19 protein-coding genes and 1 tRNA gene are annotated in these 21389 nt (G+C 39.2%); 1 reads left to right on the top strand and 19 read right to left on the bottom strand.

Features of this window, described 5'->3' with window-relative positions:
* Nucleotides 1-97 precede the first annotated feature (97 nt).
* From R4B61_RS02190 to yycF, 8 genes are all read right to left on the bottom strand, one after another.
* The gene (locus tag R4B61_RS02190) at nucleotides 98-862 is read right to left on the bottom strand and encodes a YibE/F family protein (protein WP_413628010.1); all 765 of its coding nucleotides are present in this window, start codon (nucleotides 860-862) and stop codon (nucleotides 98-100) included.
* Nucleotides 859-1977: a YibE/F family protein gene (locus R4B61_RS02195; RefSeq protein WP_413628011.1), complete on the bottom strand. Its 1119-nt coding sequence runs from the start codon at nucleotides 1975-1977 to the stop codon at nucleotides 859-861. Before R4B61_RS02195 ends, R4B61_RS02190 begins: the two co-directional genes overlap by 4 nt.
* 46 nt (nucleotides 1978-2023) lie before the next feature.
* Entirely contained in the window at nucleotides 2024-2503 is a 480-nt protein-coding gene (gene rlmH, locus R4B61_RS02200; RefSeq protein WP_413628012.1) for a 23S rRNA (pseudouridine(1915)-N(3))-methyltransferase RlmH, read from the bottom strand.
* A gap of 597 nt (nucleotides 2504-3100) precedes the next feature.
* On the bottom strand, nucleotides 3101-3904 hold the full coding sequence (locus R4B61_RS02205; protein WP_413628013.1) for an MBL fold metallo-hydrolase: 804 nt from the start codon (nucleotides 3902-3904) through the stop codon (nucleotides 3101-3103).
* A complete protein-coding gene (locus tag R4B61_RS02210) occupies nucleotides 3904-4746 on the bottom strand; it encodes a two-component system regulatory protein YycI (RefSeq protein ID WP_413628014.1) in 843 nt (280 codons plus the stop codon). Before R4B61_RS02210 ends, R4B61_RS02205 begins: the two co-directional genes overlap by 1 nt.
* Complete coding sequence (gene yycH / locus R4B61_RS02215) at nucleotides 4736-6052, bottom strand: two-component system activity regulator YycH (protein WP_413628015.1); 1317 nt, start codon at nucleotides 6050-6052, stop codon at nucleotides 4736-4738. The genes R4B61_RS02210 and yycH overlap by 11 nt, the downstream gene beginning before the upstream one ends.
* Entirely contained in the window at nucleotides 6036-7883 is a 1848-nt protein-coding gene (gene walK / locus R4B61_RS02220; RefSeq protein ID WP_413628016.1) for a cell wall metabolism sensor histidine kinase WalK, read from the bottom strand. Before walK ends, yycH begins: the two co-directional genes overlap by 17 nt.
* Nucleotides 7884-7901: 18 nt before the next feature.
* Nucleotides 7902-8618, bottom strand: a complete 717-nt coding sequence (gene yycF / locus R4B61_RS02225) for a response regulator YycF (protein ID WP_413628017.1) — start codon at nucleotides 8616-8618, stop codon at nucleotides 7902-7904.
* A 204-nt stretch (nucleotides 8619-8822) separates the two neighbouring features.
* On the opposite strand from yycF, the gene R4B61_RS02230 reads away from it, so the two are divergent.
* Nucleotides 8823-8895: transfer RNA gene (locus R4B61_RS02230), tRNA-Lys, on the top strand.
* 96 nt (nucleotides 8896-8991) lie between these two features.
* Here the strand turns inward: R4B61_RS02230 and R4B61_RS02235 are convergent.
* The 11 genes from R4B61_RS02235 to yaaA form a co-directional block, all read right to left on the bottom strand.
* A complete protein-coding gene (locus R4B61_RS02235; protein WP_413628018.1) occupies nucleotides 8992-9945 on the bottom strand; it encodes a DMT family transporter in 954 nt (317 codons plus the stop codon).
* Nucleotides 9946-10045: 100 nt separating this feature from the next.
* Complete coding sequence (gene dnaB / locus R4B61_RS02240) at nucleotides 10046-11476, bottom strand: replicative DNA helicase (protein ID WP_413628019.1); 1431 nt, start codon at nucleotides 11474-11476, stop codon at nucleotides 10046-10048.
* Nucleotides 11477-11506: 30 nt separating this feature from the next.
* Nucleotides 11507-11959 (bottom strand): 50S ribosomal protein L9, encoded by a 453-nt coding sequence (gene rplI, locus R4B61_RS02245; RefSeq protein ID WP_413628020.1) that lies wholly within the window; start codon nucleotides 11957-11959, stop codon nucleotides 11507-11509.
* 18 nt (nucleotides 11960-11977) lie between these two features.
* Nucleotides 11978-14005 (bottom strand): DHH family phosphoesterase, encoded by a 2028-nt coding sequence (locus R4B61_RS02250; RefSeq protein ID WP_413628021.1) that lies wholly within the window; start codon nucleotides 14003-14005, stop codon nucleotides 11978-11980.
* Between the two features lie 105 nt (nucleotides 14006-14110).
* Complete coding sequence (gene rpsR, locus R4B61_RS02255; RefSeq protein WP_413628022.1) at nucleotides 14111-14365, bottom strand: 30S ribosomal protein S18; 255 nt, start codon at nucleotides 14363-14365, stop codon at nucleotides 14111-14113.
* Nucleotides 14366-14405: 40 nt separating this feature from the next.
* Nucleotides 14406-14909 (bottom strand): single-stranded DNA-binding protein, encoded by a 504-nt coding sequence (gene ssb / locus R4B61_RS02260; protein ID WP_413628023.1) that lies wholly within the window; start codon nucleotides 14907-14909, stop codon nucleotides 14406-14408.
* 31 nt (nucleotides 14910-14940) lie between these two features.
* Entirely contained in the window at nucleotides 14941-15237 is a 297-nt protein-coding gene (gene rpsF, locus R4B61_RS02265; protein ID WP_413628024.1) for a 30S ribosomal protein S6, read from the bottom strand.
* A gap of 197 nt (nucleotides 15238-15434) precedes the next feature.
* The gene (gene gyrA, locus R4B61_RS02270) at nucleotides 15435-17861 is read right to left on the bottom strand and encodes a DNA gyrase subunit A (protein ID WP_413628279.1); all 2427 of its coding nucleotides are present in this window, start codon (nucleotides 17859-17861) and stop codon (nucleotides 15435-15437) included.
* Nucleotides 17862-17979: 118 nt separating this feature from the next.
* Nucleotides 17980-19929 (bottom strand): DNA topoisomerase (ATP-hydrolyzing) subunit B, encoded by a 1950-nt coding sequence (gene gyrB, locus R4B61_RS02275; RefSeq protein WP_413628025.1) that lies wholly within the window; start codon nucleotides 19927-19929, stop codon nucleotides 17980-17982.
* Between the two features lie 20 nt (nucleotides 19930-19949).
* Complete coding sequence (gene recF, locus R4B61_RS02280) at nucleotides 19950-21062, bottom strand: DNA replication/repair protein RecF (RefSeq protein ID WP_413628026.1); 1113 nt, start codon at nucleotides 21060-21062, stop codon at nucleotides 19950-19952.
* Nucleotides 21063-21070: 8 nt separating this feature from the next.
* Complete coding sequence (gene yaaA, locus R4B61_RS02285; protein WP_413628280.1) at nucleotides 21071-21289, bottom strand: S4 domain-containing protein YaaA; 219 nt, start codon at nucleotides 21287-21289, stop codon at nucleotides 21071-21073.
* Nucleotides 21290-21389: the final 100 nt, after the last annotated feature.

Raw genomic sequence — 21389 nt, forward strand, 5'->3', positions numbered from 1 at the left:
CCTCCTATGTTTGTCTATAATATATTCCTTTTTTAACCAATTTACCAGCATTTTATTTACCAAAATAAAAAGCGTACTAAATTAATCAGCACACTTTCTAATTCTTCAATTTTGCTCGTCGTTGTTTTTGCCAAATCACTAACCAAATGGTAATCGGAATCGTTAAAATTACCCCGATTGACGAGATCAAGGTCATGATAAATTCTGAAACCAGAATTTTATCATTAATAATCATCCCAAACGAATAATTTAATCGTGAAAACCAGATAAATAATCCCAATAGCTCTCCATAAAAACCAAAGAACAGGGTATTAAAGGCCGTTCCCACAATCTCTTTTCCAATGATTAAACCTTCACTACGCAATTTTTGCTCGGTAATCTGCGGATTATGATCCTCAATTTCCGTTAAACCAGTGGCAACCGCCACGGCTGCTTCAGCCACCGCTCCCAAACAACTTAAAATGGTCATCGCACAGGTAACATCTAAAAAGTTAACCCCGAGTTGGAGTGACAATCCTTCTAAGTCTTCGGTATTTTCTGAACCAAAACCTTGTACTTGAGCCCAGTGTTCGACCGGAATAATTAATAATATCACCGCTGCCACCACTAAACATGACGTAACAAAGGCAATATCCGCATTGCGACCCTGTTGGTTTCCAAAGTAAATGGAGACCACTAGGATAATCACTGAATTTACTAAAGTAACTAATAGATAAGGAAAGCCCCAGGCAATTAAAACTACCGATAAAAAAACCAGGGAAAGATTAATAATTAATCCCAAAAATGAAACAAATCCTTGCTTACCACCAGCAAGCAGCATGGCCGCAAACAAGATAATTATTAACGCCATCATGGTTGTCATTTTTTCACCACCTTGGTTTTACAAATTGCCCCCGCTAACAATCCCGTAATGGGAACCGTTAATGCAATTCCAATTCCACTGATTAAACTTTGGACCACTCCTAAAGACATAATCATTGAGTAAGAATATCCCCAACTATTACCGTTCTTTAGGAAAAGAACCATCATTGGAAAGGTACTAGCCACAAAGATTAAAAAGAGCACGTTAATTAAGGGCCCCATAATTGAGCGCCCAATTTTACGGGCATCGGCAAACAATTGCCAAAAAGTTAGAGTGGGTTCCTCGCGATTAACTGCAAACAAGCTAGAGGTAATATCGGCTGACAGATCCATAATGGCCCCCAAGGAACCAATCATACTTCCCGCAAAAAAGAGCGGCAAACGTTGCTGGGTCACGTAATCCATCATTTCAAAACTCATCCCTTTTTGGTGCGTCAGATTCATCACTACGTAGGCAATTAAAATTGCCGAAAACGTTCCTAAGATAGTTGCCAACACCGCGACTAAGGTTTCTTTGGACTTCCCAAAAATTAATAGCGCCGTTATCACTGTGAAGATAATGGATAAAATCGCAAATAATAGAAACGGATTAAAGTTAGTTTGCACGTCAATTTGGACCGCCACAAAGAATAGTAAAGCGTTAACTACTAGACTCAAGAGGGCCATTGAACCACGATATTTTAAAATTAACAACAACAAACAAACCGTTAACCAGACCAAGAAGACGACACTGGTATCCCGTTTAAAGCCGGTGATTAAAACATTATTACTGTTATGTTTATGCGGGCTGATATGCAGAAAAACCTGTTGACCGGTTCGATACTTTTGATCAGCAGCTCCGGTTTTCGAAAATTCATTTTGTAAACGATAGGTTTCGCCCCGATGATCCCCATTTAATACTTTTAAAGTCAGTTTTTGCTTTGTTAAAACATCTTGGTTATTAAATTCATCACTGGTTTTCACACGATCATAATCTTGCACCTTGGTAACCGTTGCTACCGGCTGTTGGTACAGTGACGCGTCAAAGTGCGTTAGCGCTACTAAAGCAACTCCAATTAGCACCACTAAGCCAATTAATAAATAACTAACCCGATATTTAGGCCTGATTCGTCCCACTCTTACATCTCCTTAGTTCATATAGTGGCTAGTCTACCACACTCGGTTACTTATGGTATGGACTCCCATTATTAATCATAAATGCTCGATAAATTTGTTCACAAAAGACCACCCGCATTAATTGGTGCGGAAGCGTAAAGCGACCAAACGAAATGGTTGCATTGGATCGCTTTTTAACTGCTGCTGACAATCCCAAGGAACCTCCAATTATAAAGGTTAAATCAGAATTTCCGTAAGTAGTTAATTGTTTAACCGTTTTTGCCAATTCTTCAGAACTATATTGTTTTCCCAAAATTTCCAACGTAAATACATATTCTCGATCAGAAAGCTTGGCTAAAATTCGGTCACCTTCCTTGTTCATTACGGCTTCCATTTCTGCTTTACTTAATGATTCGGGCGCCTTTTCGTCTGGAACCTGAATCACCTTAAATTTACAAAAACGCGAAAGACGTTTTTCATATTCCGCAATCGCATCTCTAAAATACTTTTCTTTAACTTTTCCCACTACCACTAATTTAATGTTCATAACTTAACCTTTCCAACAATTTGTCCACAAAGTTATCCACAGGAAGTGGATATGTTTCACAGTTTTCCACCATTTTTAGGGACCTTCTTTTTTCTTTAATTTGTCAATATTTTTTTTACTCACAATAGTTATTAACAGAAACACATGTTTGTTAACACAATTATCAACAGCGATAAACGGCGTCACTACAGCATCAGCAAAAACGTAGCAAATGTTACCCAAAGTTATCAACAACACCTGTGGATAAGTATCATAACTTTATTAACACTTAACAAATGCCGGTATCATAACAATCTCATTGTTAATCGTTACTTATCCACACACTTATCAACAGTAGTTTGATAACTCATTTTCCCGTTCAGTTTTTTCTTAATTATTCATTTTTTATTAAGTCGATAGTTCGTCATCTATTTTTTAACCTAACAAAACGTGGAATCGACTTTAACACTAATTTTCCGCTATTAACCCATTATAACTAAGTTTTACAAAAATTTTAACCAATTCCAGAAACCACATTCTGTTAAGTCCTAATTTTATGATTCGCTTATTTCATATTTAGCGCTTTATCCACAAACAAAAAAGGACTTTCCAGTCCTTTTAAAGCGTATATAAATCGGTAGGAACTTCCACGTCAGTATCATGTAGTTGAAAATCTCGACCTACTCCTAATCCATTTTCTTTCATAATTGAAGCCGCGGTTAAGCGCGCTAATTCTTTGGTATTATTGTGGTGACTCCGGTGTGCTAAAAAGATGTTCTTTGTTTGTGGCCCCATAACATCCATCAATACTTCCGTACCTTCTGCATTGGATAGGTGGCCCGTATCACTTTGAATTCGCATTTTAGTGGAATAGGAATAATCACCATTCATTAGCATCTCTGGATCATAGTTACATTCAAATAAATAACCATCCGCATTCCGAATAACACCCTCGATTTGGTCTGTAATGGTCCCTGTATCAGTCACAATTACAAAACTCTTTCCGTTGTGATGATAATTATAAAATTGGGCATGCGCGGCGTCATGAATCACAGAAAAACTTTCAATATCTAAATCACCCAGTTGCTCGGTTTGGTCTGCACCAAATAGATACTTTTGTTCCACGGGAATCTTACCAATTTTGTGACTCATCGCATCCCAGGTTTCTTGATTGGCATAAACATTCATTCCATACTTACGGGCTAAAATTCCCACCCCTTTGGCATGATCCGTATGTTCGTGCGTAACAAACATGGAGTCCACGTCGTTTAAATCCTTACCAATGGAATGCATGAGCCGCTCAATTCGCACTCCCGATAGGCCTGCATCTTGAATGACTTTGTGTTCTGGAGTTTCGATGTAGGTACAGTTACCACCACTTCCACTCGACAATACACTAACTTTAAAGTCATTATTTTCCATTAATTTTCCACGCTTTCTTTTGCTTGTTGATCTTGATTAACCACTTGTACATGTTCCATCTTAAACTCAGAACCATTAAAAGCGTTAATCCGATGAACCTGTTCTTTTCCGTTTGTCTTTGATTTAGTTGTAATAATCCAAGTTGGGATATAAACATCCTTACCGTTAATGTGTAACATCTTGCTGTATGCTAAATGGGCCCGCGTTATCTTCGAGTTATTAGGCACTCCATTATATTGGTATAACCAGATTACGGCTCGTTCTTGCGAGATTAAATCTGCCTTTTCATGCAAGATCTTAACATCAGTTAATTTTTGTTGTGAATAGCCCGTCAAATAATGATCATGACTAACGTTAAAGATTAGGTGACTCTCATCGTTATCAAAAACACCTTTGATGGCCTTTTGATCGTAGACTACTTTAGTTTTGGTAGAAAGCGCCTCGTTATAAACGTATGAATCCCCGTTTAAGACGAATCCCTTTTTCTTTAAGAGATCATTAATCTTATTTTCGGGATGATCATCATCGACTTTGATTTCATTTTTAAAGGTGCTAGCCAGGGTATCATCGTCTTCTAATTGCGCAGTCTGATTCTTTAAGGTATTAATTTGATTTTCTAGTTCACCATCTCTGGTTGCTGATAGATAATAACCGATTCCCACTTTTTCCGATAGTTTACCGATTGAAATATTATCTCGTTTCATCTCTTTAATAATGGAGCTACTAGAATTAGCCGTATTGGTATCATTTTGAATATTATTATTCTTAGTCATCATAAAAAGAAAAATATCAATCACAATGAAGGCTAATAGAAAGATTTCCTGAATTCGTCTAAAGTTCATCAGAATCCCCCTCTCTCACCTGCGTATCTAGATACTTATAGTTTAGCCACTGGTCATTATATTTCACAAACCAGGTCGGCTGCATTGTTACAATTAACTTATTCTCGGAATCCGGCACGAGTTGATAGCCTAGTCGCATCCCACTAATTTGTTTCATATCGACCTTACTCTTTTCCAAGTCACTAAGTAACGTTTTCGAACTTGGCAAGGTGGTGGCCTGTTTATCGGTAGGCACGGGAACTAGGAATTCTCGTAGTGAAAATGAATAGCGTTCCGTATTTCCGTTTAAGAATTTATACGTATATACCCCCAGCTGCTCGTTGCTATAAACAGGGAAGCCTTCGATATATTGTCTAAAGGAGACGGTTTTTTCGTCCTTATTATAGGTATCAAACTTCGTACTATCCAATGGGAAGCCTAGTTCAATGGCATTTTGGTAAGCGGAATTCAAAGCCATCGCCTCTGACTTAATCTTTTGGGTCGGACGATAATTGGTATAAATCACGTCACCGTTGTTATCAAAGGTTAAATCCTTATTTTGGGAACTATAGATAACCTTATCAGTATGATGCTTGATGCTGGCATTACTAGTACTACCGATAATTCGATTCAAATAGGTCCCTTCGTTTTCTTCCCGAAGCATGTAACCGTAATCTTTCATCTTAATCTGACCAGGGAAATATATAAATGGATTTCCATTAATGGTTTTTAGTTCTACTCGATTTCTGGTTACTTGATCATCGGTAATTGACTTAATCTTTTTCAAGTTCAAATCACTAACCTCAGCCCGATAAACCATGTAGTGGTCGTCGTTTAATAAATAAACGTATTTATCTTTATTAGTCGACAATAAAATTCGTTTAATACTACCTTTGTCATTAAAACCATCGTAGTTAAAGATTTTCGCTAAAATGTTGGAAGAAATCGGATTGTTATAGTTCAACATCAACATATCGGACTGATTGGCAATCCGATAGTATTCATCCTTATTATTTTCAGAAATCTTTTTAACGTGGGAATATTGGAACTTTTGCATTTCCTTAAAAACTTCCCCCACTACGTTAGTACTTGAACTAGTTACTAAGTATTGGTCCTTGTCTTTGGCTTCAATCAATTGCGTAGGTGAATAAACGTCACCTAAATCATAAGAATTCGTTTCCTTGCGAAATGACGATGATTGACTTTCGTTATTATTACTACTGTAGCGTGCCGGATTGGTTAACAAAGAAACCGTCATAATCAAACTAATTAACACGGCGATTCCTAATAAACTTGGTAACCAATACTGCTTAAGCTTTTCCATCATCCCACAAGTCCTCCTCAACTGATTCATAAGGTAAGGTTATATAAAATGTTGATCCTTGTCCTTCGGTACTTCTAACGTAAATATTTCCCCCAAAGTTTTCAATGATTTCTTTAGAAATGGCTAATCCTAAACCACTTCCTCCTTGGGCACGAGACCGGGCTTTATCAACTCGATAGAAACGATCAAAGATATGCTTCAAGGCCGGTCTAGGAATTCCTAGCCCCTCATCAGAAATACTCATAATAATCTTGTCATTATTTTCCAGTAATCGTGCGGTAATCGTTCCTCCATCCGGAGAATACTTCACCGCATTATTCATGATGTTATCAACCACCTGAGTAAAACGGTCCGTATCGATTTCTGACCAGAGATCCTGTTTGATAAAGTCTCGTTTAATCTTATAGTGCTTCTTATTATCATCCGTTTTCACAATCATATCGAAGCGGTCCAAAATATAATTAAAGAGTCGGTTAATATTAACTAGCTCAGTTTCATATTTTTGCGTACCAGAATCCATTCGAGAAAGCGTTAGTAAATCATTAATCATCCGAATCATTCGGTTAGTTTCATCTTGGGTAACGTGTAAAAACTTAGGAGCTAATTCTTTATCTTCCCAAGCACCGTCTAACAACGCTTCAATATAGGAATGTACACTGGTCAACGGCGTTCTTAACTCATGTGAAACGTTAGAAACGAATTGACGCCGATCCTCATTGATCTTTTGTTGGGCGGTAACGTCATGGAACACACACACAATTCCGTTAATAAAGCCTGATTTTCGTTGAATCAAAGAAAAGTGCGTCGATAAAATTAATTTGTGTTCTGGAGTGGAGAAGTCTAATAAAACCTGGCCGGGATCATCAATTAAATCCTTCAAAGTATATTTTTCTTGAAGTTTTAAGACATCTAGGATGGGTTGCCCCACTACTTCTTCTTTCACATCACTTAGTAAATCCAATGCTTCATCATTTACGATGCTAACGACTCCACGTCTATCAGTGGCAATCACTCCGTCGGTCATGTTATCCAAAACGGAGTCTAGTCGCCGTCGTTCTGACTCGGTGAGCTCTTGTGATTCCTCAACCTGAACTGATAGATTATTAACGGCGTGCGCTAACTGACCCAACTCATCATGACCGTAAACCTGGACGTGACCTGAATAATTACCACGGGCAATTTGTTCCGTTTGCCGTTTCAATTCTTCAATCGGCTTGGTAATTGCTCGTGAAACAATCATGGTGATCAAAAGTCCCACCAAGATTGAAAGGAAGGCCGCAAATAGATAAATGGTCGTAACGTTATTAATATTGCGATAAACCTGGCCTAAATTGGCCCGGATGTAAACAGCCCCAATAATCCGATTTTGGTTCTTTTCGTTATCCAGTAAGGGCGTAATTATCGTGTAGTAACGACTATCGTTAGCTGACGTGTTCTTTTGAATCGTCTTTCCGTTGTACAACGTACTCTTGATGTCGCTATCGGTGTTCTTTTGACCAACTACCGATTGGTTACTACTTTGACTAGTACCTCGAATATTATCGTGAGCATCCACCACCGTAATTTGATCAGCGTTACTAATGTCTGCATCTTGCAGTAACGTTTTTATCTGTTTATTAGCCTTTACCTGATCCTTATCAGTTAATTGTTTCTTTAGGGACGTCTCTACGTATGGTTTTAACTGAATTGAATCTTTAAAGGTATTTAAGTTTTGGTATTCTAATTGGCGCACAAAAAGGGCTCCCACCGTTTCAAGGGTTAGGAGCAAGATTAGCGCAAAAACCAGGGCAATTTTAAAATGAATTGATTTAAAAAATTTCCACTTTTTTTCCATTTTAACGACCCTTTCAGCTTATTTATCTTCTGAATCTGAATCAACGACGAAGTATCCCACTCCACGACGAGTTACCAACCATTTAGGGTGGCTAGGATCATCTTCAATCTTTTCTCGTAAACGACGAACGGTTACATCAACCGTTCGAACATCTCCAAAGTAATCGTAGCCCCAAACCGTTTGGAGTAAGTGCTCTCTAGTCATTACTTGGCCGGCGTGTTGGGCTAAATAATGGATTAATTCAAACTCACGGTGAGTTAAGTCCACGGGTTCGCCATCCTTAGTCACTGAATATGATTCCGGATGAACTGTTAAATCACCAAAAGTAATTTCTTTTTTACCATCATCTTCTGCTGCATTAGCTTCACTAGAAACTGATTGACGTCGTAAGTTAGCCTTCACGCGGGCTACTAACTCACGGTTAGAAAATGGTTTGGTAACGTAATCATCCGCACCAATTTCGAGTCCTAAAACTTTATCTAATTCAGAATCCTTGGCGGTTACCATGATGATAGGAATATCCAAAGTTTTTCTGATTTCCTTAGCAACTTCTAACCCGTCAATTTTAGGCAACATTAAATCTAGGATCACCAAATCGTATGATCCTTCTTCAATTTCTTTTAGGGCTTCTTCCCCATCGTATGCAACTTCTACTTCATAGCCTTCTTTAGTTAGGCTAAATTTTTCTATATCGGTAATTGGTTTTTCGTCATCGACAACTAATATTTTTGCCATTGTTAATACTCCTAAAATACTTATTATTTTTCACTAGATTTTGGGGTCAAGGCTTACAGTACTGCTCAACCTTACCCAAGTATACCATATATCTTATTTTTGCTAATTCTACCGTCTTGGATCGTCAATTTTTTAAGGATAATTTTAAAATTATCGTTGCATGGATTTTGGCGATATGCTAATATAATATATGTACTTTGATATGGGCAGTTAGCTCAGCTGGCAGAGCAACGGACTCTTAATCCGTGGGTCCAGGGTTCGATCCCCTGACTGCCCATCATATCGAAAAGAAATCATCTTTGGATGGTTTCTTTTTTTGCCTAAATCTTACCAACTAAAAAACCGATTAAGCAGCTGCTTAATCGGTTTTGTTTTATTCAAGTTCACGTTCTGCCTTATTAGCAGCGTAATAACCATATAGGGTCACAATTGATCCTAAAATGATGATCATAATTCCAATGGTACTCCGTAACCCAATTTGTTCCCCAATCAAGAAATAAGCAAAGATGGGAGATAAAACTGGTTTAAAGAAGAATACTAGCGAAGCCATTGAAACTCCTCCATTTTGAAGCGCTAAAAAGTAAAAGGCAAATCCTCCACCAGTAACTCCGATTCCCACAAAGGCTAAAATCCATAAGTTGGGTAAGTTAACGTTTGTAAAAATTGGAACGTCAGCAAAGGCCTTTAACCAACTTACCGATTCCATATAACTTGCTACTGCTGGAATTTTAGTGACTAAAATAATTACTAATAACTCGACGGCACCGGCAATGAAGGTAAAACCAGTCATGATTACCCCGTCGACATGAATCTTTAAAGAACTCGCCTGCGACATAATGCTGTAAAAACCAAATGTCGCCGCAGCTAGGATTGCTAAAGAAATCCCAATTGGATTGGTTAATTTAAACGGATCGATAATTACCAATAATCCCACCACTGACAAGATTAACGAAATGATATCAGTTCGCGAAATATTTTCCTTTAAAATCAAATACGCAAAAATTAATGCAAACACCGGATTGCAGCTAAATAATACCGCTACAATGGCCGGTTCCCCGTACACAATTGCTAACTGGTAAAGGGTCATTGACACTACCACACAGAGCAATCCCGTAAACGAGAAGATCTTCCAATCCGCAACCGTTAAACGATGACGAAGCTTTTTTAACCTTACGATTGCAAAGGGAAGAATTACCAATCCTCCTAATGTAAATCGAATTAAGTTTAATTGCATGGGGTTAAACTGACTCCCAGCAATCTTTAACGAAATTTCCATTAAACTAAATAAAACCGTTGAAAATAAGACATACAGTAATGATTTCTTCATAATATGCAATCCACCTCTTACTATCCAAAATACAAAAATTCGAGTTAAATTGCAAATTAAAAAGGATTAAAAGTGGACGTTTAGACCACCATTAACCCTTTTATGGATGTGTATACGAAATATTTGAAAATTTGTTAAACGATTTTACAAAGAGGAGTTTTACGGTTCCCCGCGCTCCCGAACGGTTCTTTTCGATAATTACTTCGACTTCCCCGACGTTTTGATCCTCTTCGTCTTTGGGTGCCGGTGGCTGTTGTTGCATTCCACCGTTATCACCATCATCCGATGATCCTTCTCGTTCGTAGTAATCATCTCGATAGAGAAAGGCTACGATATCGGCATCCTGTTCAATTGATCCCGATTCACGAATATCAGATAGCACTGGTCGCTTATCTTGACGTTGTTCCACCCCACGAGAAAGTTGGGATAGCGCGATAATTGGTACTTGAAGTTCGTTCGCTAGCTTCTTTAATTGCCGCGAAATTTCTGAAACTTCTTGTTGCCGACTCTCACCCTTATTTCCTTCAATCAATTGGAGATAATCAATCACGATTAAACCTAAGCCACCATCTTCCACGTTTTCGTGTTCGGCTTCTTTTTTCAACCGTCGACAGTTGGCTCGAATAGAAGAAATTCGATTTCCGGGAGTGTCATCAATAAAAATTCTGGATTCAGATAAAGTTCCCATTGAAACCGTTAAACTTTGCCATTCTTCTGAGGTTAATTCCCCCGTCCGCAAGTGATTGGCTTGGATACTACCTTCTGCACAAAGCATTCGGTTTACCAATGATTCCGCACTCATTTCCAGACTGAAGATGGCAACCGTCTTGTTAGACTTGGTTCCCACCTTTTGGGCAATGTTTAAAGCAAAGGCCGTCTTACCAACGGCTGGTCTGGCAGCTAAGATGATTAACTCACCCGGATGGAGTCCAGTGGTCATCTTATCTAGATCCGCAAATCCCGTCGCCGTTCCGGTAACGTTTTCGCCCCCATTTTGGGATAGTTCTTCAATCTTGGCCCATGATTCGTTGATAACCTCATCGATGTTTTTGAAACCACTTTGATTACGATCTTCTGAAACATCCATGATTTCTCGTTCGGCGTTATCTAGTAAATCATCAATGCTTTCATCTTCATCATAACCATCGCTGGCAATTTTCGTGGCCGTTTCAATTAATTTTCGCTGCGTGGCCTTTTTGTGCACAATCTTGGCGTAATATTCAATATTTGCGGCCGTCGGAACTGAATCCGCTAATTCCACGATGTAGGCAATTCCACCGACATCATCAAGTTGATTTTGCCCCTTTAATTTATCAGAGACCGTCACCACATCAATCGCTTCATCAATGTCTGCTAAATCAACCATTGCTTGAAAGATAATTTGATGCGCTCTTTTATAGAATTCATTGGCAGAAAGGGATTCCATGGCTCTCGTGATGGATTCTGTACTAAGAAAGATTGATCCTAGAACAGCTTTTTCCGCTTCAATATTGTTGGGCGGCGTATGATCAAGTAAAACATCATTATTCATACAAAATCTCTTTTCTAATGACTTTAATAACTATTTTTCGGCAACGTGAACACGAATGGTTGCCACTATACTAGGGTGTAGTTTCACGGGAACGTTAGTGTATCCCATGGTCTTAATTGGTTCTGAAAGTTCAATCTTACGCTTATCAATATTAACTTGGTATTGATCAGCTAAGGCCTTCGCAATTTGCTTGCTAGGAATTGAACCAAAGATTCGACCTTCTTTTCCTGATTTAGCGGTTAATTGAACCACTGTATCATCTTTTTCCAAGAAAACCTTTAGCTTTTCTGATTCTGCTAATTCTTCTTTAGCGTTTTGTTCTGCTTGGCGTTGTTCCGCCTTAACCTTGCTAACTGCTGATTTAGTAGCATCTTCAGCTAGTCCTTTTCTAATTAAGAAGTTTTGCGCATAACCCGCAGGCATCTCTTTGATTTCTCCACGTTTACCTTTACCTTTAACATCTGCTAAAAAAATAACTTTCATGTCATTTACCTCTTTTTATTAGTTTTTTTCGTCTTTATTGTCGTTTTCCTCGTCGTCATGGTTAAGTACCCCTAACAACATTGCTTGCGCTTCAGAAACGGTTTTGTCCTTAATCTGAGTAGCTCCGGCAACCAGGTGGCCACCGCCTCCCAAGGCTTCCATAATTAACTGAACGTTAATAGCACCGGTACTTCTAGCAGAAATCCCAATGACATCATCTACCCGTCGGTAAACGATAAAGGAAGCATCTACTCCATCCACGTTAATTAAGGAATCAACGGACTTCGCAGCGGTTACTGAATCATACTTTTTGTCGTCTTCTGCAGTAATCACCGCCATGTTTCCGTTGATAAATTCTACCATGGATACCAAGTGATTTTCATCCATAAAGTAGTTTCTATTTTCCTTCATAAAGGAAGAAATTTCATCGACATTCGCACCAGAAGAACGCAGATAACTGGCTGCATCAAAAGTTCTCGTTCCCGTTCGAACCGTAAATGATTGGGTATCGACCACAATTCCCGTTAGCATAACGGTTGCTTCTAGTTCATTAATGGGTTCTGCTGTCTGTGATTGATACTCAAACATTTCGGTAATCAATTCACACGCTGATGAGGCATAGGGTTCTACGTATGCTAATAATGGATTATCAGGAAACTCCTCAGCACGACGGTGGTGGTCAATAATTACCACCTTATTTTGCAATCTTTCATATAAATTAGGCGCTAATCCAATCATTGGGTTAGAATGGTCCACCATGATTAACAGACTGTCATCCGTCGCCATTTTGACCGCTTTATCGGAAGTTACGATGGCATTTTTAATTTCTGGTTCATCTTCAATTTTATCTAATAAACGTTGAATGTCGGTATAAACGTTCTTTTCATCAAAAACGATGTAACATTCTTTGCCGTTCATTTCGGCAATCCGACGAATCCCCATTGCGGCACCCCAACAATCCATATCTGGATGAGAGTGACCGTCAACGAAGATTTTGTCAGCACCGTTAATTAGCTCTTGCAAGGCAGACGTAATCATTCGTGCTCGAACTCGAGTCCGTTTTTCCATAGGGTTAGTCTTTCCCCCAAAGAAACGGGCCTCTCCATCTTGGGGCTTAATTACGGCTTGATCGCCTCCTCGACCTAGGGCTAAATCAAGGTTGCTTTGAGCTAAGTCAGATAGATTGTTCAAATCAATGGAACCATACGCAATCCCGATACTTAGAGTTAACGGAATGTTTTGCTTAGAAGTTCCCTGCCGAATGATGTCTAAGATATTAAAGTTATCCTTTTCAATCTCGCGCAATGCCTTAACGTACATCATCATCATATAGTGATCAGAATCAACTCGTTTTAAATAAACCCCATACTTTTGGGCCCACTCACTAAGTTGATTGGTAACGTAGTTTTTAATGTTTGAAACTTCTTGGTCAGTCATTGATTGGCTAACTTCATCAAAGTTATCTAAATCAACTTCCCCAATCACAATTTTTTCATCCTCATAACGACTTTCAACTTTCGTATAGTGAGTAATGTCCATCATGTAAATGGTACGATATTGATGTTGGATTAGCATCATGAAACGATGTTCGTTCCAGTTTACCTCAAAGTATTTTTCATCTTCCCAGTGTTCTTTTACAATCTCTGCCAAACTCGAATCAATTGCTTCTAAAGTTTGTTGGAGAACCTTTTGATCCTTAAAGTATGGGTGAAGATACGGATTCATCCACGAAACTCGATTATGTTCATCTAATAAAAGCATCCCAATTGGCATCTCAATCAGTGATTCTTGTTCACCTCTGGAAATCAAATAGGATAAATCATTTAAATAATTTTTAGCGTTTTGTTCAACAATGTTTAAGTTTTTGATTGTGTAGGCTAACCCTACAGAAGCAAACACCAACAATACGGTTCCCACAATCGTGTTATAGAGAAATGCAATTACTAATCCCAAAATCAAACTAATTGCAATGAATGCGGTGATTCCTCGCAAGCGTTTATTTTGGAGAAAGGGCGGTAAATTGAATTTTTGAGTCTTATTCTTCATCCTAACCTCCTACTGACATAGTTTGTTTCTATTCTATCACAAAGGAACTGAGGTAGATTTTAAAGTAAAAAAAAGACTTAGCAATCGCTAAGTCTTTTAATTTAATTAGTCTTCAACTACGAATGGTAGTAAGGCCATGATACGTGCACGTTTAATTGCGCTAGTCAACTTACGTTGGTTCTTAGCACTAGTTCCAGTAACACGACGTGGTAAAATCTTACCTCGTTCTGAAATGAAACGTTTTAAAAGATCAGTATCTTTGTAATCGATGTATTCGATGTGGTTAGCAGCGATGAAGTCTACCTTACGGCGACGGTGTCCACCTTTTCTACCACCTCTTGGATGTCTTTGTTCAGCCATGTTTTTCCCTCCTCGTTCGTTAATCGGATCTCTACCTTAATTAAAAGGGAAGATCGTCATCGGAAATGTCGATTTGGTCACCACCGGCAAATGGATCAGCAGAATTACCTGCAGAACCATTATTAATGTTTTGGTTATTGTTACCAGCATTATTGTCGGGAGTGCCAAATGGATTTTGTTGAGGAGCTTGGTTACCAGCGTTGTTTCCACCTTGTGAACCATTTTGACGTGGTTCTAAGAAGGTGAAGTTTTCAACGACGACTTCGGTCACGTAGACCCGTTGGCCTTGTTTATTCTCATAGTTTCTAGTCTGTAAACGACCTTCAACCCCTATAAGAGTACCCTTGTGAACGAAGTTGGCAAGGTTTTCAGCTGATTTCCGCCAGATAACACAATTGACGAAGTCAGCTTCTCTATCACCATTAGCACTGGTGAAACGACGGTCGACAGCTAGAGTAAATGTTCCAACTGCAGCACCGCTTTGAGTGTATCGCAAATCAACATCTCGTGTTAAACGTCCGGTTAGGACAACGGTATTAATCATACTGAAAAACTCCTCTCTGTTTTAAAATTTATTATTTATCGTCACGTACAACAGTCATTTGGCGAAGAATATCTCCGCTAAATTTTGAAAGACGATCAAACTCATCAATTGCTTTGCTGTCATCAGCAGTTAAGTTAACGATGTGGTATAAACCTTCGTTAAAACCTTTGATTTCGTAAGCAAGACGGCGTTTAGACCAGTCTTTTGAGTTGATTAACTTAGCACCATTATCAGTCAAGACGTTGTCAAAACGTTCTACTAAGGCAGTCTTAGTAGCGTCATCAATATCAGGACGGATGATGTAAGTAATTTCATATTTAGTTTCCATGAATTACACCTCCTTATGGACTTTAGGCCCTCCAGTGATTTGAAGAGCAAGGGCAAACTGGTAAAATTCCCAGTTCACAAGTTATAAGTATAACACTACTTGTTGCTAGATTCAATTCACAAAATGTTTTTTTACGATACTTTATTAAATACGAAAAAAGAACCTCATTTTTTTGCAAAATGAAATTCTTTTTTTAATTATTCTTCAGTTTCAGCATCCTCTGCTTCTACGTCTTCTTCGTCTTGTTTTTGCACAATTGCCATCGTTGCAACCTTAGAATTTTCATCCACTCGAATTAGATGAACTCCTAGCGTTGCTCGTCCGGTTTCTGAGACGTTTTCCGCGGCAAAACGAATCATAACTCCTTGGTCAGTAATTAACATGATATCTTCATCACCACTAATTACTCCCATTCCCACTAGGGGACCGTTCTTTTCACTAACGTTAGAAGTCTTAATTCCTTTTCCACCACGACCCTTAATTGGGTATTGATCGGCCGGCGTTTGTTTTCCATATCCCTTTTCGGAGATAACAAACACAGTTGAATCAGGAGCTAAAATGGCAGATCCGATTACGTTATCATCTTCTCGTAAACGAACTCCGCGAACTCCAGAAGCTGAACGTCCCATCGAACGAACGTCGTTAACCTTAAAGCTAACGGCATAACCTTGGCGAGTTCCAATGATCATGTTTTCTTCTTCACTGGCCAATGAAACTTTAATTAGTTCATCGTTTTCGTGCAGGTTAATTGCTTTTAGTCCGTTGTTGCGAATGTTAACAAATTCGGTCAATGGAGTTCGCTTAACCGTTCCCAACTTAGTGGTGAAGAAGAGGTATTTCAACTCATCATCACTATTAGGTTCAATTAAGAGGACGGTTTGAATCTTTTCTGATTCACCTAAGTTAATCAAGTTGACGATTGGAAGTCCTTTAGCAGAACGACCGTATTCCGGAACCTCGTAGGCCTTCATGCTATATACCTTACCGGCATTGGTAAAGAAGAGTAGCAAGGCATGGGTAGAACCGTTAATTAGATGTTCAATAAAGTCATCTTTGTTAACGCCCATTCCCTTAATTCCACGACCACCACGGTTTTGCGTCTTAAAGTCATCCGTTGGAATTCGTTTAATGTAACCGTTGTGGGTCAACGTAATGGTAACGTTCTTATCTTCAATTAAGTCTTCGTCTTCAATGCTAGTAATTTCACCAATCATTAGTTCAGTACGACGTTCATCACCAAAGCGTTTTTGAATTTCTAACAATTCGTTGTAAATGATTTCAGTGATTCGTTCGTGCTTGCTTAAGATGTCTTTATAGTCAGCAATTTGGGCCACTAGTTTTTCGTGTTCATCACTAATCTTACCGCGTTCTAGTCCGGTTAAACGAACTAGTCGCATGTCTAGGATTGCTTGAGCCTGTTTATCGTCTAGTTGGAACTGATTAATCAATTCATTTTTGGCGATTTCAGCCGTCTTTGAACCTCGGATAATTGCAATAATTGCATCGATATTATCTAAGGCAACCAGTAAACCTTCTAAGATGTGTGCACGTGCTTCCGCCTTTTTCAAGTTGAAACGGGTTCTTCTAGTAATAACTTCTACTTGGTAATTCAAGTAGTTAGTCAAAATTTCTTTGAGACCGAGAACCTTAGGTGCACCGTCGTTGATTGCCAACATGTTAAAGCTAAATGAAGTTTGCATTAGGGTTAACTTGAAGAGGTTATTTAAAACCACTTCAGCACTAGCATCACGACGAATGTCAATCGTGATCCGCATTCCTTCTCGGTCAGACTCATCGTTAATTCCCGTAATTCCGTTAATTCGTTTGTCCCGAACTAATTCGGCAATTCGTTCGATTAACTTGGCCTTGTTAACCATGTAAGGAAGTTCGGTAGCCACAATGGTTTGTTTACCGTGCTTATCTTCTTCAATATCAGTTTTGGCGCGCACCGTAATGTTTCCCCGACCCGTTTCATAGGCCTGGCGAATTCCAGATTTACCCATCACGATTCCCCCGGTTGGGAAATCAGGTCCAGGGATCACTTCCATTAACTCATTCACATCCGCATCCGGATTCTTCATCAAGGTGTGGATGGCAGAAATAACTTCACTCAAATTATGTGGTGGAATGTTAGTAGCCATTCCGACCGCAATTCCCGTTGCCCCATTTAGTAATAGGTTCGGAATTCGAGCTGGTAAGACCACTGGTTCTCGTTCAGTTCCATCATAGTTAGGAAGGAAATCAATGGTGTCTTTGTTGATGTCTCGCAACATTTCAACTGAAATCTTGCTTAGTCGAGCTTCGGTATAACGCATTGCGGCAGCACCATCACCGTCGACTGATCCAAAGTTTCCGTGACCATCTACTAATAAATAACGGTAGCTAAAGTCTTGGGCCATGCGAACCATTGCTTCATAGATTGAGCTATCACCGTGGGGATGGTATTTACCCATAACGTCTCCCACGATTCTGGCCGATTTCTTGTATGGTTTATCCGGAGTAACTCCCAATTGATCCATTCCATACAGAATTCTTCGGTTAACTGGTTTTAATCCATCTCGTACATCTGGTAATGCTCGCGCCACAATTACACTCATTGCGTAATCTAAGAATGAAGATTTCATCTTTTTAGATAAATCGACATTCGTGATTCTAGTTTCTGGCGTGTCAATTTCATTTGCCAAGTGCCTTGCCTCCCATTCTTTTCCTTTGCAGTCTCTTCCAATGTTTCATGTGAAACAATTAAATATCTAAGTTTTCTACAAATTTAGCGTTATTTTCAATAAATTCACGACGTGGACCAACCTTTTCACCCATCAACATGGTAAAGGCATCGCTGGCCCCTTCCATATCTTCCGAGGTAACTCTGATGAGGCGACGGTTAGCAGGATTCATAGTAGTTTCCCAAAGTTGTTCCGCATCCATTTCACCTAGACCTTTGTATCGTTGAATTGAAGGCTTAGGCGATGCAGGTAATGAACCTAAAACTTGTTTTAATTCTTCGTCTGAATCAATGTATTTTTGGAATTTATTTCCCTGACGCACCCGGTATAGTGGTGGTTGAGCAATGTAGACATACCCTTTTTCCACCATGGGACGCATAAAGTTATAAATCAAAGTTAATAATAGGGTTTGGATGTGGGCACCATCAACATCGGCATCTGTCATGATGATTAACTTATGGTAGTTAACTTTTTCGATGTTAAATTCTTCCCCAAAGCCAGTTCCCATGGCCGTAAATAGGGAACGAATTTCTTCGTTCGCTAAAATTCGATCCATGGTGGCTTTTTCCACGTTTAAGATTTTTCCTCGAATTGGAAGAATTGCTTGGGTCAACCGTGAACGTCCTTGCTTAGCAGAACCCCCGGCTGAATCCCCTTCGACGATAAATAATTCTGAAACTTCAGGATCTTTACTGGTGTTGTTCGCTAATTTACCCGGAAGGTTATTGATTTCTAACCCACTCTTCTTTCGAGTAACTTCACGAGCTCGTTTAGCGGCCGCCCGTGCCTTAGAAGCTAACATTCCTTTTTGCACGATTTCTCGTGCTACTTGAGGATGTTCATCCATAAACTTCGCAAACTCTTGGCTAAAGACATGGTTGGTAGCAGTTCTGGCGTCCGAATTACCTAACTTAGTCTTCGTTTGTCCCTCAAACTGAGGATCGGGATGTTTAACACTGATAACGGCGGTAATTCCTTCCCGCACATCCGGACCAGTTAAATTATCTTCATTGTCTTTAATAATGTTGTTGTTACGACCATACATATTAATAATTCGGGTTAGGGCCTGCTTGAAACCTTCTTCGTGAGTCCCACCTTCATAGGTATTAATGTTGTTGGTAAATGTTTTTAGCGTACTGTGGTAATCGTTGGTGTATTGAAGGGAAACTTCAACGGTAATCCCACTTTCTTTTCCCTCAACGTAAATTGGATCGGGGAAAATGGGACTCCGAGTTTCATCTAAGAACTCAACGTAGTGTCTAATTCCACCTTCATAGTGGAAATCATGTTCCACGGGTTCATCCGGGCGATTATCTCTAATCGTAATTCGTAAACCTTTATTTAAAAAGGCTAGTTCACGAACTCGAGTCATTAAGGTTTCAAAATCATAGACCGTAGTTTCCGTAAAGACATCTGGATCGGGGAGGAAATGAACCTTAGTTTGGTGTTCATCTTCATCGGCCTCACCAATTACCTTCATTTCGGTGTTAACGCGTCCGCGAATGAAGTCCATGTAGTATTGTTTACCACCTCTGGTAACGGTAACGTCCAATTCTGAAGAAAGGGCGTTTACTACTGAAGCTCCCACCCCATGCAAACCACCAGAAACTTTGTATCCGCCACCACCGAATTTACCTCCGGCGTGTAGGATTGTAAAAACAGTTTCTAGGGCTGATTTACCAGTTTCTTTTTGCACATCAACGGGGATTCCACGACCGTTATCAGTAACCGTAATACTATTATCTTTTTCTACCACTACGTTAATTTCTGATGCAAAACCAGCGAGGGCTTCATCAATTCCGTTATCGACAATTTCCCAAACTAAATGGTGTAAACCTTGAGAATTTGTAGCACCGATATACATACCAGGACGTTTTCGAACGGCTTCTAGTCCCTTTAAAACCTGAATCTGACTAGCGTCATATTCACGCGCACGTTCTTCTTTAGTTTCTTCTGGCTTCTCAGTCATGTGAATCCTCCTAAATCAATCTAATTAGAAATAATCCCGTCTTTAATCTTAAATAGTTTGGGATTATGAATTAAGTTAGTCGCCACCCCACTAAGACTAGTAGTGGTTAAAAAGGTTTGCACCTTATCTTGAATGTCCGTTAGTAAATGAGTTTGTCGACTTTCATCTAGTTCCGACAACACATCATCTAGTAACAACACCGGGTATTCGCCGGTTTCTTCTTTCATCAGGTCAATTTCTGCTAACTTAGTCGCCAAAGCCGCAGTTCGTTGTTGTCCTTGAGAACCGAACTGGGCTACATCCTTACCGTTTACGCTAAAACGTAAATCGTCACGATGAGGACCAAAAATGGTCGTTCCTTGATGAACTTCCTTTTCGTGATTAGCTTTAAACTTCTCCAGCAAAATTTGATAAATTTGTTCTGGAGAACCTAAATTTTCCCGTTTCAAAGAAGTCATGTACTTAAATTTTAGTGTTTCTTGTTGTTGTGAAATTTCACTATGAATTTTTTGCGACCATGCTTGTAACTTACCTAACAGCTGCACTCGTTGATAGATAATTTCAGCCGCAAAGGTGGCCAATTGCTCGGATAATACGTCTAAATAGACTAAATCCTTGGCCTTTTTAAAATGTAATTGTCGTAAATAAATATTGCGCTGTTTTAAAATGCGCCGGTATTGAGAAATATTGTAAAGGTACTTATTACTCATCTGACCAAATTCAATGTCCATAAAGCGACGTCGAATCTGCGGTGAACCCTTCACAATTTTCAAATCTTCCGGTGCAAATAAAATGATATTTAATTGACCAATATAGCTCGAGAGCTTGGCCTGTTCAATGTGATTAACTTTGGCTTGTTTTCCCTTTTGACTGAGGGTCAACTCCAATTGAGTTTTCCCAGCAGACCGTTGTACTACGCCCCAAATTCTGGCAACCTTATCTTCCCATTTTATGAGATCTCGATTACCGTTTGCTCGATGACTCCTAGTTAATGCCAAAACATAAATTGCTTCTAGTAAATTGGTTTTTCCTTGGGCATTTTGTCCAATCAACACATTAACTCCTGGAGAAAATTGAACATCCGCCTCATCATAGTTACGAAAATTTCGTAATTTTAACTCATTTACTTGCATTTAAATTCCTACTTTGACTTTATCAAGAAAAGTCCAACTTCTGGGATTCGGACAGAATCGCCATCGTATAGTTTTTTACCCCGACGATCCTCGGGTTCCCCGTTAAAGAAAACCTTTTGTTCTCTAAGATACCATTTTGCTTGCCCACCAGATGCAATGATATCTTCCATCTTTAGCAACTGTGCCAAAGTAATGTATGGTGTTGTAATTAAGACTTCTTTTTCCACGAATCCACCTACTTTCAATACTTGTATTATAACCTTTTCAGCGGTAAAAGTACACAAATCTCCCATTTATACGCGCTGTATTAAAAATTAACCCGTCCTA

It is taken from the genome of Fructilactobacillus vespulae, assembly GCF_047324295.1.
GTDB classification, from domain to species: Bacteria; Bacillota; Bacilli; order Lactobacillales; family Lactobacillaceae; genus Fructilactobacillus; species Fructilactobacillus vespulae.